Source organism: Desulfatitalea tepidiphila, from assembly GCF_001293685.1.
In the GTDB taxonomy this organism is placed as follows: Bacteria; Desulfobacterota; Desulfobacteria; order Desulfobacterales; family Desulfosarcinaceae; genus Desulfatitalea; species Desulfatitalea tepidiphila.
Genome location: NZ_BCAG01000006.1, coordinates 740785 through 766492 on the forward strand (window position 1 = coordinate 740785; position 25708 = coordinate 766492).

Here is a 25708-nt window from a genome sequence, read left to right on the forward strand (position 1 = left end):
AAATGCCCAAACTATCCAAGAGCCCGACCTATAAAGCCATCGCCGAGGCGTTGTGGCAGTCCAACCCCATTTCCAAACAGATCCTGGGAATCTGCTCCGCGCTGGCCGTCACCGTACAGCTGAAAACCGCCTTGGTCATGGGTCTGGCGCTCACCTTCGTGGTCGCCTTCTCCAACCTGGTCATCTCATCGCTGCGCCGTCAAATCCCCAGAAACATTCGCATCATCGTGGAGGTGGCGGTCATCGCCACGCTGGTGATCCTGGCCGACGAATGTCTAAAGGCCTTCATGTACGACATCAGCAAGCAGCTGTCGGTTTTCGTGGGACTGATCATCACCAACTGCATCGTCATGGGCCGGGCCGAGACCTTTGCCATGGGCAATCCGCCCTGGCGCAGCTTCGTGGACGGCCTGGCCAACGGGATCGGTTATGCTTCGATCCTGGTCGGCGTGGCCTTTTTCCGGGAGTTGCTCGGATCAGGCAAATTGTTTGGATTTCAAATCGTCCCGGAAAGCTTTTACGCAGCCGGATACCACAATATGGGGTTGATGCTCCTGGCGCCCGGCGCATTCATCATGATCGGCCTGTTTGTCTGGCTGGAGCACACCCTGTTGAAGGACAAATGATGGAAAACCTGATCAGCATATTCGTCAATTCCGTCTTTGTGGGAAACATCCTGTTGGCCTATTTTCTGGGGATGTGCTCCTATCTCTCGGTCTCGAAAAATCTTCAGACCAGCCTGGGGTTGGGTCTGGCGGTCACCTTCGTCATGACCATCACCACGCCGGCCAACTGGTTGCTTTACCACTATCTGTTGGCGCCTGGCGCCCTATCCTGGGCCGGCCTGCCCGATGTCAACCTGGGTTTTTTAAAATTGGTTCTCTTTATTGCAACGATCGCCGGCATCGTGCAAATCGTCGAAATGGTCATCGATCGCTACTCCCAGGGGCTTTACAATGCCTTGGGGGTATTTTTGCCCTTGATTACGGTCAATTGTGCTATTCTGGGGGCCGCGCTTTTCATGGTCGAACGGCGTTACACGTTCGCCGAAACCATGGTCTACGGATTCGGTTCCGGCCTGGGCTGGCTGCTGGCCATCGTGGCCATGGCCACGATCATGCAGAAGTTGCGTTATGCCGACGTACCCGAAGGCCTGCAGGGCTTCGGGATTCGCATGATCGTCACCGGTCTGATGGCCATGGCGTTTATGCTTTTCTCGGGAATTACCCTATAGAGCGCCCTGCAGAACGCCCTATACAAAGTAGATCGCGTTCATCGTCAAAAGGAAACGACCTCAATATGTCTGGAATCTATTTGATAAGCCTGGCGGTCTTTCTAGGCGTCATTCTCTTGCTGGTTGGCCTCCTGCTGGTGGTGGAATCTCAACTCACGGTCAAGGGTGATCGGCGCATCGTCATCAACGGTGACGAAAGCAAGAGCGTTACCACCCCCGGCGGCAAAACCCTGCTCAGCGCCTTGATCGAAAACAAGATCTACCTGCCCAGCGCATGCGGCGGCAAGGGCACCTGCGGTACCTGTAAGTGCAAGGTGCTCGAAGGCGGCGGAGATATCCTGCCCACCGAGTTGTCCCTGGTCAGCCGCAAGGAGCGCATCGAGCACGTCCGTCTGGCCTGCCAGGTCAAGGTCAAGCAGGACATGTCCATCCAGATTCCCGATGAAATCTTCAACATTCAAAAATACACCGCCACGGTGGTCTCCAACGACAATGTGGCCACCTTCATCAAGGAACTGGTGCTCAAACTGGACGAAGGACAGACGATCCAGTTCAAGGCCGGGGCCTACATGCAGATCGACATTCCGGAATACGAAGCCGAATTCAAAGACTTCAGCGTGGCCGAAAAATACAAGGCCGCCTGGAAACAATACAACCTGCTGACGCTCAAGGCCAAGTCTGACGAACCAGCCAACAGGGCCTACTCACTGGCCAATCCGCCCGTCGAAACCGACCTGCTCAAGTTCACCATCCGCATCGCCACCCCGCCGCCGGGCAAAGAGGATCTGCCGCCTGGCGTGGGCAGCTCCTACGTCTTCAACCTCAAGCCGGGCGATCGGGTAACGATCAGCGGCCCCTACGGCGATTTTTTCGCCAAGCAGACCGAACGGGAGATGTGTTTTATCGGAGGCGGCGCTGGCATGGCCCCGTTGCGCAGCCACATCCGTCAGCTGCTGCTGGGCGTAGAGTCCAAACGACGTATCACCTTCTGGTATGGAGCGCGATCGCGGCAGGAGATGTTTTACGACGAGGAGTTCAAGGAACTCGAAGCGCGTTTTTCCAACTTCAGTTACCACGTGGCCCTGTCCGATCCGCAACCCGAGGACAAGTGGCATGGACCCACCGGGTTCATCCACCAGGTGGCACTAAAACAGTACCTGGGCGACCACCCTGACCCGACCGAAATCGAGTATTACCTGTGCGGTCCGCCGCCCATGGTGGCTGCCGTTGAGAAGATGTTATACGATTTGGGCGTTGAAAACGACATGATCGCTTACGACAAATTCGGATAGTCACAATTCGCTCGCACCTCACTTGCTCGGCCGATCGACCTGCGCTTGATTACACCTAACGACCCCATTACAGCTGTCTTGAATGTCTGAGACACAGGTGTCTCACAAACAGAAACGGACGAACCATACGGGTGTTCAGTCACCACCGGAAGCTCAATATCTATATGATATTAAACCATTACTTTTTTAGCAGGGCGATTTTTGAGCCTGGCACAGTTCTTGATGAACCAACGGACGAGCCCATAACGGCGACCGTCCATATGATGAGAAGACAGAGATCAACACCTAAACCCATAACACGCAAGGGGGATCCCATGAAAATCAAGGTAGATAAAAACATTGTCGAATTTGTGCCTGAAAACACGCTCGAAACCGCCGATCTCGAAAAGCTGTGGAATACGATCGTTGACTGCGTCAAGTTCAATAAAAAGCTGGTTCCCATTGGTGAGTTTGTGCCCCAAAGATCCAATCTGGCACGATTCACCATCGAGGATAAGTAGGTGTTCCCATTTAATCAACCCAGGGCTTTAACAAGTAATCGTTCATAAGGAGGAGGCAGGCATGCACAAGGTATTGATCGCGTATATCAGCAGGACAGGGATGACCGAGAAGATGGCCAACTTTATCGCCGAGGGGGTGCGCATGGCCGGACAAGAGGCCGTGGTGCGCAAGGTCGCTGAAATATCGAGCGAAAAGGATCTGGAAGGCTACGCCGGATATATTTTCGGCTGCCCGACCTATCATCGCGATATGACCAATGGAATGAAGACGTTTCTATTTCTGGCCCAGAAGGCCAACTTGACCGGTAAGATGGGAGGGGCATTCTGCTCGTATACCCACAGCGGTGAGTCGGGTCCCATGGTTTTTGATACCATGCAACATGTGTATAAAATGGATATGGTGGATTTGGGTGCGCTGAATCTGAAAGAGCACGTCATCGGGACCCAAGACGGCACGAAAGCCTGCCAGGACTATGGTCGAGCGGTTGCCGGCAAGCTGTCCTAAGGTCTGTTTGCGTCGATTCACCATCGGATGCGGCCCAAGGTGAGTCGACGCAACCTCCGATGGATGAACATGCGGGGACTAAAATCCCATCTTCTCGGGCGGCCGCCGTTCAGGAACGTAGTCGTGGGGAATGGTTTCGTCGTTCCAGGCTTTGGAGACATACAGATTGCAATAGCAGCTGCCAAACTCCTTGACATCCGGTTCGCGGTAAACGCAGGGGCAGACGATATCCTTGTCCGCTTCCCGATTGCCTGATGCCAGCCGGCAGGGACAGGCCATATAGCCGTACCGATCCTTGTTCTTCAACAAGGCGTCCAGCAATTCAAACACGCGTGCTTTATCCTTATTGAAATAATATCCCTTGGCCTCTTGAATCTTTTTCAGATTTTCGTAAAGTTGCTGGGTATCCATTATATGCCCAATGCCTCCTTGATTTCGGCCTCCTTATAACCGACGATCACCTTGTCACCGATAATGATGGTCGGAAACGAGCATTTGGGGTTGAATTTCTTGACGTCTTCCAGGATTGCCTTTCGCTCGTCTCCTTCCAGAAGATCCACATCCACGAACTCATATTTAACGGTGCATTCATTCAGCAGCTTCTTGGTGGATTTGCAGTGGCTGCAGGTGCTCAAACTGAATATTTTGACAGGTTCTTGGGCCATGACATCTTTCCTTTCATTGTATCGAGAGGGTTGGCATATGAAAAATCGAATGCACAGGTATATGATCGTTCTTTGCTCTACCGCCGGGCACCCGATACTTCGTTTTCCTTTAGTACAACTCCTGTCAGAATGCAAATGGCAGGCATCCTGAGAAATCAAGGAAAATATTCATTCCTATTGAATCTGTGCTTGACATCCCATCCTAAACCAGTTTAGAAAAATAGTAATTATTCCTATTAAGCTATAGTATGTGCCAAGGCTGATGGAATGGTAAGAATCAGCGTCGTCAAATCTCATCGGAAGGCGGAATATCCGACACCCCGTGGAAATCCCGAAAGCATACCGCGACAGGAACGTTGGAAAAGAACATCGGAATAAGGCCATCCAAACATAATCTTTCCAAGAAGGGAGACAATATGGACATCAAGGAAAAAGTGGAAAAGGTCGCCAAAGAGGCCAAGCAGGTACCCGTGCAGGATTTGACCATCTGTGATGCAACCCAGAAAATGATCATCAAGGGACGCACCGATGGTGTGGAAACCGCCTTCGACCGGGCGGCAAACATGAAGGCTTGCCCGATCGGTGCAGATTCGGCCTGCTGCAAGCACTGCTTCATGGGACCATGCCGCCTCAATGCCAAAGACCCTTACGGCAAAGTCGGTGTGTGTGGTGCCACCATCGATACCATCATGGCGCGGAACTTTGCCCGCATGGTGGCCTCTGGCTGTGCGGCTCACACCGACCATGGCATGAGCATGGTGGATGTGTTCCGTGGCGTGGTCAACGGCAAAATCAAGGACTACGAAATCAAGGATGTTGAAAAACTGGAAGCCGTCGCCCAATCCATCGGTATTGAAACCGAGGGACGCACGGTCAAGGAAATCGCCACCGATCTATACGAAGAGCTGGAAAGGACTTACACCCAGGTCGAAGGCGAAATCCCCTTTGCCAAACGGGTGCCGCCCAAGACTCTCGAGACTTGGCGCAAGCTCGGCATCGTGCCACGCGGTGCCATGCGCGAAATTATGGAGATGATGCACCGCACCCATATCGGGGTGGACCAGCACTACGCAAATATCACCAAGCAGTGCAGCCGCACCGCGCTGGCCGATGGCTGGGGCGGTTCTATGGTCGCGACGGAAATTTCGGACATCCTCTTTGGAACGCCATCCCCGGTAAGCATCGAAGTGGATATGGGCGTGCTCAAGGAAGACCAGGTCAACATCATCATCCATGGTCACGAACCCAATCTGTTCGAGTCGATGATCGCCTCGGTGAACGAACCCACCCTGGTCGCAGCGGCCAAGGCGGCCGGCGCCAAGGGCATCAACCTGGTCGGCATGTGCTGCTCGGGCGCCGAGGTGCTCGTGCGTCACGGCATTCCCCATGCCGGCAACTTCATGTCCACCGAAGCGATTTTGATCACCGGCGCAGTGGATATGATGGCCGTGGACGTACAGTGCATCAAACAGGGTTTGGTCAAGGTGGCCGAATGCTACAACACGCCGCTCATTACCACCAATCCGCGCTGCCACATCGAAGGCGCCACCCATGTGGAATTCGACGACCACAACCCCAAAGAGACCACCGACGAACTGGTTATCAGGGCGATTACGCGGTTTAAAAATCGCACGGCCAAGATCGAGATCCCGAAAAATGTGGGGATCGGCGTTCATGGCTTTTCCCATGAATATATCAACTACATGCTGGGCGGATCGTTCCGCGGCTCTTATACACCGCTCAACGACAACATCATCAACGGCCGCATCCGGGGCGTGGCCGGCGTGGTCGGCTGCACCAACCCGCGGATCAAGCAGGACTGGGTGCACGTGGAGCTGGTCAAGGAACTGATCAAGAACGATGTACTGGTGCTGCAGACCGGCTGCTCCCAGATCGCTCTGGCCAAAGCGGGCCTGACCACCCCTGAAGCCGCCCATCTGGCCGGTCCGGGGTTACAGGAGGTTTGCGAAACCGTGGGTATGCCGCCGGTGCTGGGCCTCGGCTCGTGCGTGGACAACAGCCGCATTCTCATTGCCGCATCCGAAATGGTCCGAACCGGAGGGCTGGGCGACACCATCGCCGATCTGCCGGTAGCCGGCTGTGCGCCGGAGTATATGAGTGAAAAGGCGATTTCCATCGGCCACTATTTTGTGGCCTCGGGCGTCTACACGGTCTTCGGGGTCACCTTCCCCATCGTCGAAGGCACCAAGTTCCACAAACACCTGTTCGAAGATCTTGAGACCATGGGTCTCGGGAAGTGGGGTTTTGCCGTCAATCCCCATGATATCGCCAGACTCATGATCGCCCACATCGACAAGAAACGCAAGGCGCTGGGTCTGGACAAGGCTCGCGAACGCGTCCTGATGGACATGTCCGATCGACGCTCGATCGATGCGGCCTAACGGCGCAATCTCGATTCAATCACACCATCAAACCAAAGGGCGCCCCATCCAGGGGCGCCCTTTCTTTATCGTTCCAGCATATCGACATGCTCGGTTAGAAAACGATAGAGCGTGGCGCGACCGACCCCTAATTCGCGGGCGGCGCCGGCCTTGTTACCGCCGGTCTTGACCAGGGCCTCCCGGACGGCCCCGATCTCCAGGCGTCGGGTTCGGCCCCCGCTCGGCCGAGCCGGCGATGGCAGTGCGCGCGCCAATTCGCGCAGTTCCAGCGGCAGGTCATGGGGCATAATCACCCTGCCGTTGCACTTGACGATGGCGAACTGCACGGCATTTTGGAGCTCCCGCACGTTTCCGGGCCAGCCGTAATCCATCATGAGCGCCAGGGCGGCCTCGGAAATCGCTGGCACCGACCGTTCGTTGCGTTCGGCCACCTGACGCAGAAAATGCTCGGCCAGCAGCGGGATGTCGGTTTTCCGCTCGCGCAGGGGGGGGATGTGGATGGGGATCACATTGAGGCGGTAGAAAAGATCTTCACGGAAGGCATCGCGCCGCACCTCTTCCTTCAAGTCCTTGTTGGTAGCGCTGATCACGCGCACATTGACGCTGATGGTGCGCTCGCCGCCGACCTTTTCGAAGGTGCCCTCCTGCAGAAAACGCAGCAGTTTCACCTGCAGCGATTTGGGCAGATCGGCCACCTCGTCGAGAAAGACCGTGCCACCGTCGGCCAGCTCGAAGCGCCCCTTTTTATCCCGGATGGCTCCGGAAAAGGCACCTTTGACATGCCCGAACAGCTCGCTTTCGATCAATCCTTCGGGCAGCGCCCCGCAGTTGATCGGCACGAACGGTGCACCCCCCCGGCGACTCTCGTTGTGCACCGCATTGGCCACCAGCTCCTTGCCGGTGCCGGTCTCGCCGAACAGGTGCACCGGAAAATCGTATTGGGCCACATCGACGATCTGCTGATAGACCGCGCGCATCTTGCTGTCGCCGCCGATGATGTTGGCGAATCGATTCAATTCGCCACTCCGGCGCTGCAACTCGAGAAACTCGGTGACGTCGCTGAAGGCGGCCAGCACGCCTGAATATTCTCCGTCATCCCCGCGCATCATGGTGGCCCGAAACTCGACCCGCCGAGTTTCGCCGCTCTTGGAGGTGATGGTCAGCGGATAGGCGACATGATCCTGCAGGATGGGACCCCCGTCGCAAAACGAGCAGCGCTGACCGCAGAAGGGGCCTTCAAACACCGTGTGGCAATCCCGGCCCAACACCTCCTCGCGGCGATAACCGGTAATGCGTTCGGCTTCGGCATTGAAGAAAAAGATCCGCCGCTGCAAGTCGTGGGCAATGATGCCCTCTTTCAGGTTGTCCAATATGCGGACCAGGTTTTCTCGACTGGCAATGGTGGTGACGAATTTTCTATCCGGCATGATGGTCACATGGGTATCGAATTCCGGTCAAATCAGGGGCCGATGCACACGGGCCGCGTTCCATCCGAGATGCGAAGGTATTTAAGGTCTCGGCCTTAAACGTCCAAGCGACCGAAAATCTATATGAGAGAGATGGTAATGTCAATTGATATGGGTCTGTTACCGCGTACCCCGCCACAAATGGCCACTTTGTGGAGGGACGCTGACGAGACGCTGATCAGGAGAGGCGATGAGGCAAGGGCTGGTTCAGGGAGATGCCCTCGAGGTCGATGGAGACATCGTACACGACGATCTCCACACCCTCTGAGACGACCTCACGAAGACGTCGTCCATACTCCGGATCGATCGCATCCGCCGGCTCGAAAACCTGTGCATCGCAGCGCTGCACCACGAAGAACATCATTGCCCGGGTGCCGCTGTTTTTGATGGCGAGCAATTCGTCCAGATGCTTCTGCCCCCGCACCGTGCGGGCGTCCGGAAACCTCGCTACGCCCTGTTCCACCAGAGTGCAGTTTTTCACTTCTACGTAGCAATCGGTACGACCGATGCCGCTGAGCTTGATATCCAGGCGCGAATGCGCGCTCACCTTGACCTCGGTGGCCACCTGTTCATATCCTGCCAGTTCCGGCACAGCGCCGTGGGACGCGGCCAGCGCCACCAGCCGGTTGGGCACCAACGTATTGATGCCCACCAGGGAGGTGGGCATCTCGATCAGTTCCCACGTATACTTCAACTTGCGTTTGGGATCGTCATGGAACGAGAGGTAGACCGGGCGCCCGGGTTCGCTGCAGGCCGCCATGCTGCCCGAGTTGGGGCAGTGCGCCGTTACCGCTCGGCCATCGTCCAGGACCACGTCGGCCAGAAAACGCTTGTAGCGCTTGACGAGCGTTCCGCGCACCAGGGGAGACCAGAGCCATCGGGCGGATGCAACGGCTGTTTTTTGTTTCACGAGGCGGCTCCGAAATATCTCTTACCCGATACGCCGCTGTACATACGCTTGCAGGCTGTCGAGCCCTTCGCGGATATTTTCCAGGGAGTTGGCGTAGGAGAAGCGCAAAAACCCTTCACCGCCGGCACCGAAATCGATGCCCGGCGTGACGCCCACATGCGCCTGTTCCAAAATGTCGAAGGCCAGGGCGTAAGAGTCCTGGGAAAGGTGCCCGGCATTGACGAAGACATAAAAGGCACCTGTGGGTTCCACGGCGATTTGAAAACCGATCTCCTTGAGTCGTCGCACCATAAAACGCCGTCGCTCGTCGTAGATGGCCACCATGCGGGCCACGTCCGCTCCGGCCCGGGTCAGGGCGGCGATGCCGGCCATCTGTACGGCGGCATTGGCCGAGATGAAAAAATTCTGATGCAACTTCTGGATGGGCCGCACAAACGGTTTGGGTGCGATGAGATATCCCAGGCGCAGGCCGGTCATGGCATAAAGCTTGGAGAAGCCGTTGACCACGAAGGCGCGGTCGGTGAACTCGAGAATCGAGTGGGCTTTGCCCTCGTAAACCAGGCCGTGATAGATCTCGTCGGAAAGCACGTAGGGCCCCATCTGGGCGATGGCCCGCATGCGGTCGGCCGAAAGCAGAGTGCCGGTGGGGTTGGCCGGTGAATTGATGAAGACGGCGCGGGTGCGGGATCCGAGACGCTCCTGGATCTCCTCCGGCCGGTATTGAAAACCGTCGGTCTCGCTCACCGGCACGGTCACGCAGCGTGCTTGCAGGAAATTGACGAAGTTGGGGTAGCAGGCATAGTGGGGGTCTGACAGGATCACTTCGTCACCGGCCTCGAGCAGGGCGGCGCAGGCCATGAAGATGGCCGGCGAGCTGCCCGCCGTGACCACGATCTGATCCGGGTCCACCGTCACGCCGTACTTTTCGTGATAATCGCCGCAGATCGCCTCGCGCAAAGCCGGCAACCCCAGGCTGTGGGTGTAGTGGGTGAACCCGTCGGCCATGGCCCGGCAGACGGCCTCGGTCACACATGGCGGTGTGTCGAAGTCCGGCTCGCCCACTTCAAGGTGGACGATGTCGATGCCCCGGGCCGCCATCTCGCCAGCCTTTTCCAGCACATCCATCACGATAAAGGGCGTCATCTCGTCGACGCGCTTGGCAACCATAACCTTTTCGGCCCCCTTACACGACCTTGTTCAACGGATATTCGATGATCCCTTCGGCGCCGGCCTTGAGCAATTTGGGAATCAGATCGCGCACCACTTGGGTATCGACCACGCTCTCCACGGCAAACCACTCGGACTGATAGAGCGGAGACACGGTGGGGGCGTTGAGGCTGGGCAGCAGGTTGACCACGGTCTCCAGATTCTCCCCGGATACGTTCATCTTCAGGCCTACCAGCTTTTCGCCGCGCAGGGCGCCCTGCAGCAGCAGGGCGATCTGTTCGATCTTTTCCCGTTTGGCCGGGTCCTTCCAGGCTTCGTGGTTGGCGATAAGCTGGGTGTTGGTCTGCATCAGCTCGTAGATGATGCGCAACCCGTGCGCCTTGATGGTGCTGCCCGTCTCGGTCACCTCGACGATGGCGTCGGCCAGCCCGGAGACCACCTTGGCCTCGGTGGCGCCCCAGGAGAACTCCACCGACACATCGATGTGGCGCTCCTTGAAAAACCGCTGGGTGTAAGCCACCAGTTCGGTGGCGATCTTTTTGCCGGCCAGGTCCTCGAGCGTCTTGATGCCGGAATCGTAGGGCACGGCCAGCACCCAGCGCGCCGGGCGCGAACTGACCTTGGAATAGACCAGGTCGTCGACCACGTGCACATCCGAGCGGTTTTCGGCGATCCAGTCCTTGCCGGTCAAACCGGCGTCCAGGGTGCCGTTTTCGACATAACGCGACATCTCCTGGGCCCGACAGATGGCGCAGTCGATGGTTGCGTCGTTGATTTCGGGAAAATAGCTGCGCCCGTTCACATCAATGGTCCAGCCGGAACGCTTGAACAGCGCAATGGTGGCGTTCTGCAGGCTGCCCTTGGGAATACCGAGTTTCAATGGGAGTGACATCTTATTTATAGACCTCCTTGGGGTCGAACACCGGTTCGCCGACCACTTCGACATTTTGATCCTTGTCTACACGTTTGAAAAAGCAACTCCTGTGGCCGGTGTGGCAGGCCGCCCCGCCAACCTGCTCGACCTTGAGCACCACTGTATCATCGTCGCAATCGATGCGGATCTCCTTGACCAGTTGCACATTGCCCGACGTCAACCCTTTGGTCCAGAGGGTCTGACGGGTACGGCTGTAAAAGGTGGCCTTGCCCGTACTCAGGGTGGTCTCCCACGCCTCGGGGTTCATGAAGGCGACCATGAGGACCTCGCCGGTCTGATGGTCCTGAACCACCGCCGGTACCAAGCCGTCCATTTTTTTGAAATCAAGCACTGCCTTCATGTCCACCTCCTCGCCTGTGAGATCATATGCGATAATAAAAACAGGTCAAGTACCGATTATTGCGGACAGAGTCAAATTTTTTTTCGGTTAGCGCATTGGATGGAACATTTTTTGAACAGCTTGCCGTCACCCTCCTTTTTTGATAAGTTCAACAAATTTCAATCTGTATCGGAAGGCGGCGCCTCGGGGCAATTGCGGGAACGCGGTCGCATGGGGCGCCGATCAGGTCAACCCATATGGCAAAACCCGTCAGTACCTCGCAGATTTTAAAAAAGCGGGCACGCAAACAAAACGGCAACACCTGGTCCAGGATCATCAAATGGTCCCTGTGGTCGGTCTTCCTGCTCATGCTGGTGGCCGGCGCCGCCACAGTGGGCATCTTCTTCTATTTAAGCCGGGACCTTCCCAAGATCTCCACCTTGAAGGATTATCATCCGTCGATCGTCACCACGGTTTTGTCTGACGACAACCGCAAGATCGCCGAATTCTACCGCGAACGGCGCATCGTGGTCCCGCTGGAAGATATTCCCCTTCAACTGCGACAGGCCTTTATCAGCGCCGAGGATGCCCGCTTTTACAAACACCGGGGCATCGACGTGTTCAGCATCGTGCGCGCCTTTTTCAAAAACCTGGAAGCGGGCGCCATCGTTCAGGGCGGCAGCACCATCACCCAGCAGGTCACCAAAAGTTTTCTGCTGACCCCGGAACGCAGCTATGAACGTAAGATCAAAGAGGCCCTGCTGGCTTATCAGATCGACAAGACCTTCAGCAAAGACGAAATTCTCTATCTTTACCTGAACCAGATCTACCTGGGCCATGGCGCTTATGGCGTCGAGGCCGCGGCCGAAAATTATTTCGGTAAACCGGTGAAAGACCTCAACTTGGCCGAATGCGCCATTCTGGCCGGTCTGCCCCAGGCGCCGAGCCGCTATTCGCCGTTTCACTATCCCGAGCGGGCCAAGCAACGACAGATCTATGTGCTCAACCGCATGGTGGACGAAGGCTACATCACCCAGATCGAAGCCTCCGAGGCCATGTCGGTCCAACTGGACATCCACCCGCGCCGCAACTGGTACCTGGAGCAGGTACCCGTATACACCGAGGACATCCGACGCTACGTGGAGAAAAAGTATGGCGAGGAGACGCTCTATCGCGACGGGTTGAAGATCTATGCGGCCGTGAACATCGAAATGCAGAAAGCGGCCCGCGCGGAGATTCAAAACGGGCTAAAGGAGCTGGATCGCCGGGAGGGTTACCGTGGCCCCCTTGAGAAGCTGAGCCCCGACGAAATCGAAGCCTTTTCCCAGGAGTTGCTCAAAGAGTTCGCCGAAAAGCCTCCCGAAAAGGACGCCAGCATCCGAGGGGTGGTGATCGATGTGGACGACAAGGCCGGACGCGTGACCGTGCGCATGGGAGACCGGCGCGGCGTGATCCCATTCGAAAAGATGCGTTGGGCGCGCAAGCCCAACCCCGACGTCTCCTTTTTCGCGGCCCGCCTCACCCGTCCGAGCCAGGCGCTGTCCGTGGGCGACGTGATATTGGTCGAACTGGTCGAGCACGATCCCAAGACGGATCTGTGGCAGCTGAATCTCGACCAGGTGCCGGAGGTTCAGGCGGCCCTGGTGTGTATCGAGGTCGGCACCGGCCTGGTCAAGGTGATGGTCGGCGGTCGGGACTTCATGGAGAGCCAGTTCAACCGCGCCACCCAATCGCGCCGCCAGCCAGGTTCGGCCTTCAAGCCGATCATCTATGCCGCCGCCCTGGACCGGGGCTACACGCCGGCCACCACCATCATCGATTCGCCCATCGTCTTCGAAGACGAAGAACACGATTTCACCTGGAAGCCGAAAAACTACGGGAAAAAATTCTACGGTCCGACCCTGCTGCGTGAGGCGCTGGCCCAGTCGCGCAACGTCGTCACGATCAAAATCATGCAGGATATCGGCATCGACTATGTGATCGACTATGCCCGCAAACTGGGCATCGAGTCGGATCTGAGCCGGGACCTATCCATTGCCTTGGGCTCTTCGGGCGTGTCCCTTCTGGAAATCGTCAAGGCCTATTCGGTCTTTGCCAATCAGGGCTATCTAGTGGAACCCGCATTTATTACCAAGATCGAGGATCGCGACGGCAATGTCCTCGAAGAGATGGATCCGGTCCGTAAACAGGTGATCGAACCGAGCACCGCCTATATCATGACCAGCCTGATGGAAGGCGTCGTCAAATTCGGCACCGGCCAACGGGTCAGGGCGCTCAAGCGTCCGGTGGCCGGCAAGACGGGCACGACCAACAACTTGTTCGACGCCTGGTTCGTGGGCTACACGCCACGCTTTGTTACCGGCGTCTGGGTCGGCTACGACCAGGAGCGCTCCATGGGCAAGGGTGAAACCGGCTCACGGGCCGCCAGTCCGATCTGGCTTGGATTCATGCAGCAGATCCTCAAAAATGAACCGGTACGTATTTTTCAAGTCCCCGAAGGCGTGGTGTTTGCCAAAATCGATGCCGATACGGGCCTGTTGCCCATCCCGGAATCCAAGCACACGATCTTCGAGTGTTTCAAGGAGGGCACCGTGCCGACCGAATCCACGCCCAAACCGGGCACGGTGACCGCACCGGATCAGTTTTTCAAACTGGACATGTAAAACAATCCGTTTATGGGCCTTCGCCACATTCTCATGGTGCTCTCGCTGCTGGCGTTTCTATCCGCTTCGGCCGGCGGTGTGCTTTACTACTCGGCCCTGCGCCGGGCCGCCTTCACCGAAGCCGAGCAGGGGGCGGCCACGCGGACCCAGTTGATCCATAAGAGCATCACCTCGTTTCTTTCCGAACACCACAACACCATCGTCACCCTGGCCGGCCTGCCGGCGCTGCAGGAGGCCCTGCTGATCGACACCCCCGATGCCCTGTACCGCGGCAACGTGATGCTCGACCATTTCGCGGCCACCCTCAACGCCGACGTCTGCTACCTGATGAATCGCGATGGGATGACCGTCGCTTCGAGCAACCGCAGGGAGGTCGACAGCTTCGTCGGCCAAAACTTCCGCTTCCGCCCCTATTTCCAGCAGGCGATCAGGGGGGGGCACGGCACCTATCTGGCCCTGGGCGTCACCTCCGGCAAACGCGGCGTGTACCATGCGTATCCGGTCTATTCCGATCCCGAGGACAGGCCGATCGGGGTGGCGGTGATCAAGTCCTCCATCGAAATCATCGAACAAGAACTGGGGCTGCCTGCGGAGGACATTGTCCTGGTCATCAACGAGGCCGGCGTGATCTTTATCTCCAATCGGACCGAATGGCTATTCCATCTCGCCTGGCGTCTGTCACCCGAACAACTCCGGGATCTGCGCGAAACCCGGCAGTTCGGGCCGGGACCGTGGGAATGGACCGGCCTCATCCGAAACGATAACTATGTCACCGATCGCAACGGTCAACGCTATTTGATCCATCGGGCCGACATCGACCGCTTCGCCGATTGGCATATTCTTTATCTGCGCAACACGCGCGCCATCTCCCAATCGGTCTCCGGACCGCTGCTGAGCATCGTGCGCCCGGTGGCCCTGCTGCTATCGGTCCTGATCGGCATATCGGTATTGGTGCTCTATCAGAAAGCCAGCCGCGAAATTCTTCGTCGCCGCACTGCCGAACAGGCCCTGCGCCAAAGCGAAAACCGCTACCGCTCGCTGTATCACCACACCCCGGCCATGCTGCACTCCATCGATCGGCAGGGCCGGCTGCTCAGCGTCAGCGATTTCTGGGTGGAGACCACCGGCTACAGCCGGGAAGAGGCCCTGGGCCGGCCGCTCACCGATTTTCTGGCGCCCGAATCCCGGCAATACGCTGCCTCGGTGAGCCTGCCGCAGTTTTTCAAATACGGCCATGTCAAGGATGTGCCCTACCGGCTGATCAAAAAAAACGGCGAAACCATCGATATCCTGCTGTCGGCCATCGCCGACCGCGGCCCGGACGGCACCATCCAGCGGTCCCTGGCGGTCTCCATCGACGTGACCGAACGCAACCGGGCCGAAGAGGCGCTGCGCATCGCCAAAGAGGAACTGAGCCGCTATTCCAAGGAGCTGGAGCAGCAAGTTCGCAAGCGTACCAGTGAAATCACGGCCATCCTTAAATATACACCGGCGGTGGTCTACATGAAGGATACCCAGGGACGTTACCTGCTGGTCAACTCGCGTTTCGAAAAGCTGTTCGGGGTGACCAGCGCCGAGGTCCGGGGCAAAACCGACGACGAACTCCTGCCCGCCGAAGTGGCCCGGCAATTCAGCGCCAACGACGAACAGGTCCTGACCACGGGCGAATCCCTGCATGTCGAAGAGCAGATTCCACTACCCGAAGGACGCCAGACCTACCTGTCGGTCAAGTTTCCCATCTACGAGGCATCGGGCAAGATCCAGGGGGTTTGCGGCATCGCCGCAGACATCACAGCGCTGAAGCGTGCCCAGGAACAGCTGCGCCGGCTATCCGGGTCGATCATGGCCAACCAGGAAAAGGAACGGGCGCTGATCGCCAGGGAACTGCACGACGAACTGGGGCAGCTGCTCACGGCGCTGCGCATGGATGCGGTATGGCTGCAGGAACACCTGAAGGGCAAGGACACGCCGGCCGCCGAACGCGCGAGGGCCATCTGCGAACTGGTGGACACCACCATCGAGGAGGTGCGCGCCATGGCCATTCGCCTGCGCCCCGGCGTGCTGGACGACTTGGGGCTGGTCGAGGCCCTGGAATGGTATACGACCGAATTCGAACGGCGGGCAGAAATCGCCTGTATTTTCAACCACGGCGCCATTCCCGCCGTGGAAAACACCATCGCCACGGCCGCCTATCGTATCGCCCAGGAGGCGCTGACCAACGTGGCGCGGCATGCCAGGGCCAACCGGGCCAAAGTGGATTTACGCATGGCGGACGACATCCTGGTGCTCGACGTCCGCGACGATGGCGTGGGTTTCAATCCTGGTGCGCTTTCGGAAAACCAGATGCTGGGTTTGGCGGGCATGCGGGAGCGGGCCGCTTTGGTGGGTGGACGTCTCGATGTCGCCTCCCTGCCGGGCCGGGGCACCGCGGTCCAGTTCCAGGTACGGTTGACCGGCTCCTTTGGAGGCACCATATGATCCGAGTGTTTTTGGCAGATGACCACAGCATCGTTCGCGCAGGGCTGCGTCGCCTGATCGAAGAGAGCGGCGACATGGAGGTGGTCGCCGAGGCGGCCGACGGCAGTGAAGCCATCCGTATGATTCGCGAGATTCGCCCCGACGTGGCCGTCGTGGATCTCTCCATGCCGCAGATCGACGGACTGGAAGTCATCGGCCGCATCCATCCCGAATTTCCGGAGCTTCCGATCATCGTCCTGACCATGCACGCGGAAAACCAATACGTAGTGCGCGCCATCGAGGCCGGCGCCATGGGATACATCACCAAGCAGTCTGCGCCCGAGCAGTTGGTGAAGGCGATCCGCAAGGTTATCAGCGGCGCGCGTTATCTGACCGACGATGCCACCGAATCCCTGGCTTTGCGGGTTTCCAAGGGCCGGCGGGGCGCGTCGGGTCTCGACGATCTCTCCACCCGGGAACTGCAGGTGCTGCGCCGCCTGGCCCTGGGACACACCAACCGAGAGATTGCCGAAACCTACCACATCAGCATCAAGACCGTGGACACCTACCGTTTCCGGCTGCTCAAAAAACTCCACCTGCGCAACAACGCCGACCTGTCCCGCTTTGCCATCCAGAACGGCCTGATCGAACCTTAGGCGAAAGACACGGACATGGCAGGCGTGTGTGGGGCGGGTGGCCAGGGCCACGTGAGCCTATGGCATTCAATTGGAATTGCTATGCGTTGAAAAAGAGGCTTGCATTGAGGGCCACAGGTTCGTAGAAAGAGTGTTTGATATTCTATTGCCAACCCTAATGCCAACCACCACAAGGAGAGGACAATATGCGTGAAGCAGTGATTGTCAGTGCGGTCCGCACGCCACTGGGCGGATTCAATGGTGCTTTGACCAACATCGGGGCCACCGATCTGGGCGGCATGGTCATGGCCGAAGCAGTCCGGCGCGCCGGTATCCAGCCGGCTCAAGTCGACGAAGCGATCATGGGCCAGGTGCTGCCCTGCGGATACGGCCAGAACCCGGCCAAGCAGGCGGCCATCAAGGCGGGTCTGCCCTGGGAAACCGAATGCATTACCATCAACAAAGTGTGCGGCTCGGCCCTTAAATCCGTGATGCTCGCAGCCCAGGCCATTCAACTGGGTGATGCCGATATTGTCGTGGCCGGCGGCATGGAAAACATGAGCATGGCGCCCTACTACCTGGAAAAGGCGCGCTTCGGCTACCGCATGGGCCCGGGCCAGATGCAGGACCACATGGTCCACGACGGCCTGTGGGATATTGTCAACGACTTTCACATGGGCATCTCCAACGAACTGTGCTCGGAGAAGTACAACATCTCCCGGGAAACCCAGGATCGTTATGCCGACCAGAGCTACAAAAAAGCCTTGGCCGCCATCTCCGCGGGACGATTCAAGGATGAAATCCTGCCTGTCGCCATTCCCCAGCGCAAGGGAGATCCCAAGATTTTCGACAGCGACGAGTGCCCGCGCGAAACCAGCTTCGAGATCCTGTCCAAGATGCCCGGCGCCTTCAAGAAGGGCGGCGTCACCACGGCCGGCAATTCGTCGGTGATCAGCGACGGTGCCGCGGCCGTCGTGGTCATGGCGCGCGAACGGGCCGAAGCCCTGGGCTGCAATATCATGGCGACCGTCGGGGCCCAGGCCTCATTTGGCATCGACATGAAGTACGTGCTGGTGGCCCCCATCTGGGCCGTGCCCAAGGCGCTCAAAAAAGAGGGCATCGGCATCGACCAGGTGGATCTGTTCGAGATCAACGAGGCCTTTTCCGGCTCCACCTGCGCCGTCATGCAGGAGCTCGAGCTCGACCCGGACAAGACCAACGTCAACGGCGGCTCGGTGGCCCTGGGCCATCCCATCGGCGCCAGCGGTTGCCGCGTACTGGTCACCCTGCTTTACGAAATGATCCGGCGCGACAGCAAAATCGGCGTGGCCTCCCTATGCCTGGGCGGTGGAGAAGCCGTTGCACTGGTCGTAAAACGATAAGTCGATCCACGACACATCAATACATCAAAAAAGGAGCAAGCGGATGGAGATCAAAACCTTTGGCGTGGTGGGCGCCGGTCAGATGGGCTGCGGCATCGCCCAGGTGGCGGCTCAAAGCGGCCTGAACGTGATCATGAACGACATCAAGGACGAATTCGTGCAACGCGGTCTGAGCACGATCACCAAATTCTTCGACAAGGGGATTCAAAAGGGCAAGCTGACCGAGGCCCAGAAGAGTGATGTCCTCGGACGCATCCAACCGAGTACGTCCCTGGACGATATGGCCGGCGCCGACTTCGTGGTCGAAGCCGCCGTGGAGCGCGAAGACCTCAAATTCGAGATCTTCCGCAAGCTGGACAAGATCTGTCGGCCCGAAGTGATCCTGAGCACCAACACCTCGTCCATCCCCATCGGCCGCATCGCCTCCCAGACTTCGCGGCCGGCCCAAGTCATCGGCATGCACTTCATGAACCCGGTGCCCCTGATGAAACTCGTCGAGGTAATCCGGGGCATCGCCACCTCCGAAGAGACCTTCAAGACCACCTGGGACCTCTCGGTGGAGTTCGGCAAGACCCCGGCCGAAGCCAACGACTACCCCGGCTTCATCGCCAACCGCATTCTTCTGCCCATGATCAACGAAGCGATTTTCGCCCTCTACCATGGCGTGGGCACCCGCGAAGCCATCGACACAGTCATGCAGCTCGGCATGAACCACCCCATGGGCCCGCTGACCCTGGCCGATCTCATCGGACTGGACACCTGTCTGGCCATCATGGAGACCCTTTACGAAGGCTTCAAAGACTCCAAGTACCGCCCCTGTCCTCTGCTTCGCAAGTACGTGGAAGCAGGCTGGCTGGGCCGCAAGACCGGCAAGGGATTCTACGAGTATTAGGAGTACCTGCAACCGCACCTTGCCGGCACGTGCGTGACTTCAGGAAGATAAAAAGCGACGAGCGACCCGCGGGACACCGCTTTTACACACCGCCAAGAGTTATCGACGGTGGATGAAAGCGGCGGCCCTGCGGGCCGTTTTCCATCCGTTCCATCCAAGCGGCAGCAAAACCCTTCGCTTGGGTTAACTTCGCATAGGCACGGATCAGCGAATCAGTTCGTCGATGTTTCGGATCAATGTTTCGGTCTGATTTTCGAGAAGCGAAAACCCGGTGTTCTCCCTGAATAGAATTCTGCGATCCTTGTCGATGATGATATATACCCGGCTGGCGACCGGAAGCAGCCAGTGCTTGGCATCGTAAGCCCGAATGACTTTCATCTCCTGGTCGGAAAGCAGGGTCAAATCGTTGAGTTTGTGCCTGGCGATAAATTTACGGTGCGAAGCGGTGGAATCTTTGCTAATGCCGATCACCTGGATATTTCTCGATTCAAACTGCGCGATGTTTTGTTGAAACTCAACAAATTCGGCCGTTCAGTTTTTTGTGTCGTCCTTTGGGTAAAAAGCGATCACCGCACCCCGGCGCCCCTCGAGCATCCCGCTCAACGTAACTGATTCGTCATTCTGGTCCTGAAGAGTAAAATCCTCGGCCGTGCCACCCACATGGTGAGGGCCAAGCGCCTGGTTGTTCGCCGCACATCCAAAAAAAATCAACCCGGCCGAGGCAAGGCCTATCATCAACTTTTTCCGCATCATGTCACCTCCTATCACCTTTGGATTGTCAGAAAACGCAAAAATTGCCGTTACCACCTGGGGATCTGCCAGAGGGATAAGTTGCTATCACAAAATTTAATTGTGCACAATACATTTAGCGCCGACCTATCGATTGTTTTTCAAATTAAATTGTGCAAAACTCAAAACAGCTAAAAAATAACAGGGGCTTTTCTAATGGAAAACGATGCGCTTCTCAGGTTGGATAACCAGCTTTGTTTCGTTCTTTATGCCTGTTCGCGAGGATTGACCAAGACCTATCGGCCCCTGCTGGCCAAGCTGGACATTACCTACCCGCAATATCTGGTCATGCTGATTTTATGGGAAAAGGACGGGGTCAGCATCAAGGCCCTCGGTGAGAAACTGTACCTTGACTCAGGCACCCTGACACCGCTGCTCAAACGGCTGGAGTCCGCCGGCCTGGTCGAACGGCGGCGATCCAGCACGGATGAGCGCGTGGTGCAGATCTATCTGACCCAAAAAGGACTGAATTTGAAGAAGAAGGCCTATGCGGTGCCCGAAACACTGTTGTGTCGGAGCGGATTGACCGTAGACCAGTTCATCGGGCTCAAAACCCAATTGACCGCACTGCTCGAACGAATCCGTGCCTTCGATGCCGCCACCAACAGTTGTCTTCCCGAGTAGGAATAATGGCAGCATCCGCTGAGACGCGTGTCCATCCCTGGAAGAGGCCAATCGGGTCGAGATCCCTGCTCAAGACCGACAGGACAGGCCCACGAAAAATTCAACCACACGTGTAGGGTTGATATGCTGCGAATTAAATTTTTCGTGCGACGCCGTTATCGGGCCAAGGGGACATGGGTGGACGGGCCCTACTCCAATATTTGAGCCTGACTGAGCACCTCATAAGGAATGGAGACACCGACTTGCTGGGCTGTTTTGGCGTTGACGATCGCCGTCAACATCTCAAAGGGCAAATGGCTGGAAGGAATTTGAGATACCGGTATTCCTTTCAAGATCTTCGCGGCTTTTTCCACGAGTGCCTTGCCGACCATCTCATAGCTGCTGACAATACCTGCCAGGGCACCTTTCTGCATAAAGGATTCGACGGCACCATAGGTCGGAATTTTTTGGGTAGTGAGTGCGGCGACGATCGAATCGGCCTTTGATATGATCAGACTGTCCGAAGGCAAGTAGACGAGATCCACTTTCTGGTCTGCCAGCGACTTGATGCCGCCTTCCAGGTCCGCCTCCGACGTCACGGGAGCGCCGACGATTTTTATTCCCTTCTCCCCCAGAAGCTTCTTCAGCTCATCGAAAGCGATCTGGGCATTGGCGGCGTTCTGGTCATAGAGAATACCGACCCGCTCGAATTTTCCCAGCCGCGTCATGAAATCCACCTGATCCTGATAGGGGACCGCATGGCTTACACCTGTCACATTGTTGCCCGAAGACTCCCAGTTTTGAATGAGCCCGGCCTGGACAGGATTGGTGACGATGCCGAAAAGGATCGGCGTCCGTTTAACCACCTTGGCCGTTTCAAGACTGGCCGTGGTACCGAAGGTATAAATGAAGTCGAATTTTTTCTCGTCGATGGTGGCAAGATAATCGGTCAGTCTGCCCTTGTCCTGTTGGGCGTCGAACTCGGACAACTGGATATTGACACCGAGATCTTTAAGGCCTGATTTCAGGGCCTTTTCGCAGGGTGTTTCGCCTCGCCAGTAGATCAAAAGAGCCTTGGCGCTGTCCGCCCCGGCGGGAAGGACGACTGACGTCATAATCATCAGTAGAGCAAAGACCGTAGATAAAACCTTGATGCATGCGTTCATCGGGTTCCTCCATAAGCGCGATTAAATTGAGTTCGTCCATGCCATTGGAACTTTTAACCACAATCCGAAAGAACTATCGGGCCGGTCCGATTGAAACTTTAACTGTTTGATGGGATTGAAACTGAATAGCATTCAGTTAGAACCCTTGAATTGTGGATCCAGGACTTGATCTTATCGGCGACTATGGCTTATCCTGTCGGGTAAGTTCCTCGCACCAAGCGCCCTTTAACCCGACCGGTAACTGACCGGACAAAGGAGTCGCCATGGCACGCGCCAAAACAGCTTCGCCCATCGGCAAGCGAATCAAGACATTCCGCAACCGTAAAAAGGTGACCCTGGATCAACTGGCCAATGACACGGGATTCACTATCGCGTACCTCAAGCAGATCGAAAGCGGCGAGGAGATCCCGCCGGTCGGCACCCTGCTGCAGATCTCGCGAGCCTTGGCCATCGATTCCGAGGACCTGCTCCAGGACGAGCAGAAAAGCCGCGACCGGCGCGCCGCCGACTACGCCAAGCGGACAAAAAACTATGCCTATACGCCGCTGACGCCCGGCGCCGATCACAAGCACCTGAAAGCCTTCCGCATCCAGATTAAGGCCCTGCAGGAACACAAAGGGGTGGGATACCGACACGAGGGGGAAGAGTTCGTCTACGTCCTGGAGGGAACGGTGGAGGTGACGGTGGGCGAGCATGTCAACAGGCTGTCGCCAGGCGAGTCGCTGCACTTCAATTCGGGCATCCAGCACCATATGCGCAATATCAGCGAGGAGGATGCCGAACTGTTGGTGGTGGTTTACAATCCCTAGTCCTCAAATCGCCGTCCTGAACGGCACAAGGAGCCTTGCAATGGTGCGCACCGAAATCTCCCTTTTTTTGAAAAACGTGCCCGGCGAGCTGGGAAAGCTCACCGCGCTGCTGGGTGAAGCCGGGATCAACATCGACGCCATCACGATCCAGGACGCCTCCAGTTACGTGAAGGAGCTTTTCAAGGCGCGCGGCAAATCCCTCAAGCGTATCGCTTCGGCGGCCAGCTACAGCTCCATGAGCAAGGACTCGGCGGATTTCGCCCTGATCCGGCTGCTGCCGGCCCACGGCACCATCAACCAGGCCATCGACCTGCTCACCGAACACGACTACCTGTTCGACATGATGCCGGTCATCGCCGTGACCCTGACCAACAAACCCGGCGAAATCTCCCGCATTGCCGGCCAGCTCGGCGAGGCCGGCATCAACATCAACTATGTCTATGGGTCGGCGGTCCATGCCGACCAACCCTGCCTGTTCGTCTTCTGTCCGGACGACATCGATCTGGCAGCCAAGGTGTTCAAGGAGTACAACCCGGACTGATCTCAGACGGGGCTCCGGGTGGGCGTGAAGGCCATGCCGGAGCGAAAAACAGCTTAGCCGGCCCAAGCGATAGAAGAATCACTTTGCCGTTGGTGGCGTTCGAATGACCAACAGCCGGATCTCGGTCATCTCTTCGATGGCGTAGCGCAGCCCCTCGCGGCCGATGCCCGAATCCTTGACACCGCCGTAGGGCATGTGATCGACCCGCCAGGAGGGGATATCGCCCACCACAACCCCTCCGACTTCGAGCCGGTCCCAAGCCATCTGGGCCCGGTAGAGATCGCGCGTGAAGACGCCGGCCTGCAGGCCGTACCGCGAGGCGTTGACCTCGGCCAGGGCCGCTTCGAAATCGGTGAAGCGCGACAGCACGGCCACCGGCCCGAAGGCCTCCTCCTGGCAGAGTTTCTCGTCGGCGGGCACCTCTTCGAGCAGCGTGGCCGACAGCATGGCGCCTTCCCGGGCGTTGCCGCACAACACCCGCCCGCCCGCCGCGACGGCTGCCTCTATCCACGACGCCAGCCGGACGGCCTCTTTTTCCGAAATCATCGGCCCGATAAAGGTGCCGCGTTCCTTGGGATCGCCGGCCTTGAGCGCTTTGACCTTGGCCACCAATTTTTCGCGCACCTGATCGTAGACCTTCTCGTGAATCAGGATGCGCTGCACACTGATGCAACTCTGGCCGGACTGGTAGAAGGCGCCGATCACCAGGCGCGCCACGGCGTCATCGATGTCCGCGGTCTCGTCCACGATGCAGGCTGCGTTGCCGCCCAGTTCGAGCACCACCTTCTTCTTGCCCGCCTTGGCCTTGAGTCCCCAGCCCACTGCATCCGATCCGGTGAAGCTGAGCAGTTTGATCCGGTCGTCGGTGACCAGCTGATCGGCGCCGTCGCGCGGACAGGGCAAAATTGAGAAGGCCCCTTCGGGAAGTCCGATCCCGGCCAGCACCTCGCCGATGATCAGAGCGCCCACCGGCGTGGCACTGGCCGGCTTGAGCACGAACGGGCAACCGGCGGCTATGGCCGGGGCCACCTTGTGGGCCACCAGGTTGAGCGGGAAGTTGAACGGGCTGATGAAGGCGCACGGCCCCAAAGGCACCCGCTGGGTCATGCCGCGATAGCCGTCGGCCCGGGCGCTGATCTCCAACGGAATGGTCTCGCCGCCGATGCGCACCGCCTCTTCTGCGGCCACCCGGAAGGTGTCGATGAGTCGGGTCACCTCCCCTTCCGCGTCGGAAATGGGTTTGCCGGCCTCGATGCACAGGCTGAGCGCCAGATCGTCCCGCCGCCGTTCGAACTCCGTTACGCAGGCATAGAGCATCTGCTGCCGGGCGTAAGGTTTCAAAACTGCCATGTGGGATTTGGCGGCATGGGCCATTTCGATGGCCCGGTCGATGGTGGTCGCATCGGCCAGGGGCACCCGCGTGGCGGTGTGTCCGGAATATTTGTCGACCACCTCCAGGTCGGTGTTGGGCAGCTCGGGCCGATTGCCGAGGTAGAGCGGGTAGGATTCCTTGAGCATGACATTCTCCTTACGCTTGGGTCAGAGTTTGCACGAAACGGGTCACGGCCACGGCCAACACTTCGAACTCCAATTGAGTGGTGGCGTTGCGATCCAGCAGCAGGGTCGCCCGGGCCCCAAATTCTTCGTCGCGGTCGTAAAATAGGAGCTGCAAAGGAATATGCGGCAGCAGATCGAAGATCAGGCTCACCGCGCCCAGGCCGGCGTCGCCGCCTTCCTCACCGCCAAGCGCTGCGGCGGCGGTCAGCAGTTCGGGCAGGCGTCCCTGAAAACGTTCAACGACCGGCCGCTCCAAGGCGCTTTGGCTGTAGCTGCCCTGTTTAAAGAGGGGGCCGGCCAGCTCGGCCAAGGTTACGAAATACCAGGCCGGTTGGATGGGGCCGGCTGCGAGCAGGTAGTGGAGGATCACGCTCCCGTCAGCATCCAGGAAACGGCCGCCGTCCGCGCGCCTTACCCCGTCCCGCGAGGCGAGGAAGGTCGCCCCCAGAAACGGCACCGCCACTTCACCCGAAGCATAAGTCTCGAGCTGGAGTGATTCGGCTGCGGCACCGAGGTCCATTCCGGCCAAACGCGCCAACAGCTGCGAATAGATATAACGATGCCCGCCCACAGCCGCCATTTCAAGTATCATGATGGCTCTTCCCAACTGGCATCAGGGTCGATACCGTTTCACTGTTCATAGATCTCCCCGCGCTCAGAAGCAGTTCGAGGTTCCCGTCAGAGTCGATTATACATCTACCATAAGACGTTCGGGGCCGAAGACAAATCCATGGGGCGTGGTTGCCACGGGGCCGATTTATGTGTAAGGATATAGGGGTCTGTATCAACCGATTCGCCTACCAATGGACCGGCCAACCGA

At 58.0% G+C, this 25708-nt stretch carries 25 protein-coding genes and 1 pseudogene; 14 read left to right on the forward strand and 12 right to left on the reverse strand.

The genetic code is table 11. The annotated features are described in order from the left end of the window. Window positions 1–2 precede the first annotated feature (2 nt). The 5 genes from DFT_RS23305 (at window position 3) to DFT_RS23325 (ending at window position 3531) form a co-directional block, all read left to right on the forward strand. Window positions 3–626 (forward strand): NADH:ubiquinone reductase (Na(+)-transporting) subunit D, encoded by a 624-nt coding sequence (locus tag DFT_RS23305; protein ID WP_054033835.1) that lies wholly within the window; start codon window positions 3–5, stop codon window positions 624–626. Next, window positions 626–1234, forward strand: a complete 609-nt coding sequence (gene nqrE / locus DFT_RS23310; RefSeq protein WP_054033837.1) for an NADH:ubiquinone reductase (Na(+)-transporting) subunit E — start codon at window positions 626–628, stop codon at window positions 1232–1234. The genes DFT_RS23305 and nqrE overlap by 1 nt, the downstream gene beginning before the upstream one ends. A 65-nt stretch (window positions 1235–1299) precedes the next feature. Next, on the forward strand, window positions 1300–2526 hold the full coding sequence (gene nqrF / locus DFT_RS23315) for an NADH:ubiquinone reductase (Na(+)-transporting) subunit F (protein WP_054033839.1): 1227 nt from the start codon (window positions 1300–1302) through the stop codon (window positions 2524–2526). A gap of 314 nt (window positions 2527–2840) precedes the next feature. Further along, window positions 2841–3026, forward strand: a complete 186-nt coding sequence (locus DFT_RS23320) for a hypothetical protein (protein WP_054033841.1) — start codon at window positions 2841–2843, stop codon at window positions 3024–3026. Between the two features lie 61 nt (window positions 3027–3087). After that, window positions 3088–3531 carry a flavodoxin domain-containing protein gene (locus tag DFT_RS23325; protein ID WP_054033843.1) on the forward strand — a complete coding sequence of 148 codons (444 nt, stop codon included), beginning with the start codon at window positions 3088–3090 and terminating at the stop codon, window positions 3529–3531. 78 nt (window positions 3532–3609) lie between these two features. Here DFT_RS23325 and DFT_RS23330 read toward each other — a convergent pair whose 3' ends face one another. Both DFT_RS23330 and DFT_RS23335 read right to left on the reverse strand, forming a co-directional pair. Beyond that, window positions 3610–3942, reverse strand: a complete 333-nt coding sequence (locus DFT_RS23330; protein ID WP_054033845.1) for a ferredoxin-thioredoxin reductase catalytic domain-containing protein — start codon at window positions 3940–3942, stop codon at window positions 3610–3612. Next, window positions 3942–4196 carry a glutaredoxin family protein gene (locus DFT_RS23335; protein ID WP_054033847.1) on the reverse strand — a complete coding sequence of 85 codons (255 nt, stop codon included), beginning with the start codon at window positions 4194–4196 and terminating at the stop codon, window positions 3942–3944. Before DFT_RS23335 ends, DFT_RS23330 begins: the two co-directional genes overlap by 1 nt. Window positions 4197–4612: 416 nt before the next feature. Between DFT_RS23335 and cooS the strand changes: the two genes are divergently transcribed. After that, the gene (cooS, locus tag DFT_RS23340) at window positions 4613–6598 is read left to right on the forward strand and encodes an anaerobic carbon-monoxide dehydrogenase catalytic subunit (protein WP_054033849.1); all 1986 of its coding nucleotides are present in this window, start codon (window positions 4613–4615) and stop codon (window positions 6596–6598) included. A gap of 65 nt (window positions 6599–6663) precedes the next feature. Here the strand turns inward: cooS and DFT_RS23345 are convergent, their stop codons facing one another. The 5 genes from DFT_RS23345 to hisI all read right to left on the reverse strand — a co-directional run bounded on the left by DFT_RS23345 (window position 6664) and on the right by hisI (window position 11415). Beyond that, a complete protein-coding gene (locus tag DFT_RS23345; RefSeq protein WP_054034141.1) occupies window positions 6664–8025 on the reverse strand; it encodes a sigma-54 interaction domain-containing protein in 1362 nt (453 codons plus the stop codon). Between the two features lie 217 nt (window positions 8026–8242). Then, entirely contained in the window at window positions 8243–8974 is a 732-nt protein-coding gene (gene sfsA / locus DFT_RS23350) for a DNA/RNA nuclease SfsA (RefSeq protein ID WP_054033851.1), read from the reverse strand. A gap of 21 nt (window positions 8975–8995) precedes the next feature. Beyond that, window positions 8996–10141: a pyridoxal phosphate-dependent aminotransferase gene (locus DFT_RS23355; RefSeq protein WP_054033853.1), complete on the reverse strand. Its 1146-nt coding sequence runs from the start codon at window positions 10139–10141 to the stop codon at window positions 8996–8998. A gap of 16 nt (window positions 10142–10157) precedes the next feature. Then, a complete protein-coding gene (hisG, locus tag DFT_RS23360) occupies window positions 10158–11033 on the reverse strand; it encodes an ATP phosphoribosyltransferase (RefSeq protein ID WP_054033854.1) in 876 nt (291 codons plus the stop codon). A gap of 1 nt (window position 11034) precedes the next feature. After that, a complete protein-coding gene (hisI, locus tag DFT_RS23365; protein ID WP_054033856.1) occupies window positions 11035–11415 on the reverse strand; it encodes a phosphoribosyl-AMP cyclohydrolase in 381 nt (126 codons plus the stop codon). 236 nt (window positions 11416–11651) lie between these two features. On the opposite strand from hisI, the gene DFT_RS23370 reads away from it, so the two are divergent. The 5 genes from DFT_RS23370 (at window position 11652) to DFT_RS23390 (ending at window position 19423) form a co-directional block, all read left to right on the forward strand. Beyond that, the gene (locus DFT_RS23370) at window positions 11652–14057 is read left to right on the forward strand and encodes a penicillin-binding protein 1A (RefSeq protein ID WP_054033858.1); all 2406 of its coding nucleotides are present in this window, start codon (window positions 11652–11654) and stop codon (window positions 14055–14057) included. Window positions 14058–14069: 12 nt separating this feature from the next. Continuing rightward, window positions 14070–16535, forward strand: coding sequence for a PAS domain S-box protein (locus DFT_RS23375; RefSeq protein ID WP_054033860.1), 2466 nt, complete (start codon window positions 14070–14072; stop codon window positions 16533–16535). Continuing rightward, window positions 16532–17170 (forward strand): response regulator, encoded by a 639-nt coding sequence (locus tag DFT_RS23380; RefSeq protein WP_054033862.1) that lies wholly within the window; start codon window positions 16532–16534, stop codon window positions 17168–17170. The genes DFT_RS23375 and DFT_RS23380 overlap by 4 nt, the downstream gene beginning before the upstream one ends. Window positions 17171–17355: 185 nt before the next feature. Then, window positions 17356–18531 (forward strand): acetyl-CoA C-acetyltransferase, encoded by a 1176-nt coding sequence (locus tag DFT_RS23385; RefSeq protein WP_054033864.1) that lies wholly within the window; start codon window positions 17356–17358, stop codon window positions 18529–18531. A 43-nt stretch (window positions 18532–18574) separates the two neighbouring features. Then, a complete protein-coding gene (locus tag DFT_RS23390; RefSeq protein WP_054033866.1) occupies window positions 18575–19423 on the forward strand; it encodes a 3-hydroxybutyryl-CoA dehydrogenase in 849 nt (282 codons plus the stop codon). Window positions 19424–19627: 204 nt separating this feature from the next. Here the strand turns inward: DFT_RS23390 and DFT_RS27425 are convergent. After that, window positions 19628–19942 (reverse strand): annotated as a pseudogene (locus tag DFT_RS27425) (redoxin domain-containing protein); the annotation flags it as partial. Window positions 19943–19954: 12 nt separating this feature from the next. After that, the gene (locus tag DFT_RS27430; RefSeq protein ID WP_054033870.1) at window positions 19955–20176 is read right to left on the reverse strand and encodes a thioredoxin domain-containing protein; all 222 of its coding nucleotides are present in this window, start codon (window positions 20174–20176) and stop codon (window positions 19955–19957) included. 192 nt (window positions 20177–20368) lie between these two features. Here DFT_RS27430 and DFT_RS23405 point away from each other — a divergent pair, with 192 nt between their 5' ends. Beyond that, window positions 20369–20836 carry a MarR family winged helix-turn-helix transcriptional regulator gene (locus DFT_RS23405; RefSeq protein ID WP_054033872.1) on the forward strand — a complete coding sequence of 156 codons (468 nt, stop codon included), beginning with the start codon at window positions 20369–20371 and terminating at the stop codon, window positions 20834–20836. Window positions 20837–21024: 188 nt separating this feature from the next. Here the strand turns inward: DFT_RS23405 and DFT_RS23410 are convergent, their stop codons facing one another. Further along, a complete protein-coding gene (locus DFT_RS23410) occupies window positions 21025–21981 on the reverse strand; it encodes an ABC transporter substrate-binding protein (protein ID WP_054033874.1) in 957 nt (318 codons plus the stop codon). A 263-nt stretch (window positions 21982–22244) separates the two neighbouring features. On the opposite strand from DFT_RS23410, the gene DFT_RS23415 reads away from it, so the two are divergent. Next, complete coding sequence (locus tag DFT_RS23415) at window positions 22245–22790, forward strand: helix-turn-helix domain-containing protein (protein ID WP_054033876.1); 546 nt, start codon at window positions 22245–22247, stop codon at window positions 22788–22790. A gap of 40 nt (window positions 22791–22830) precedes the next feature. After that, window positions 22831–23331, forward strand: coding sequence for an ACT domain-containing protein (locus DFT_RS23420; RefSeq protein WP_054033878.1), 501 nt, complete (start codon window positions 22831–22833; stop codon window positions 23329–23331). A 78-nt stretch (window positions 23332–23409) separates the two neighbouring features. Here DFT_RS23420 and DFT_RS23425 read toward each other — a convergent pair whose 3' ends face one another. Beyond that, complete coding sequence (locus tag DFT_RS23425) at window positions 23410–24849, reverse strand: aldehyde dehydrogenase family protein (protein WP_054033880.1); 1440 nt, start codon at window positions 24847–24849, stop codon at window positions 23410–23412. Between the two features lie 10 nt (window positions 24850–24859). Next, on the reverse strand, window positions 24860–25480 hold the full coding sequence (locus tag DFT_RS23430; protein ID WP_054033881.1) for a DUF3786 domain-containing protein: 621 nt from the start codon (window positions 25478–25480) through the stop codon (window positions 24860–24862). Between the last annotated feature and the right edge of the window lie 228 nt (window positions 25481–25708).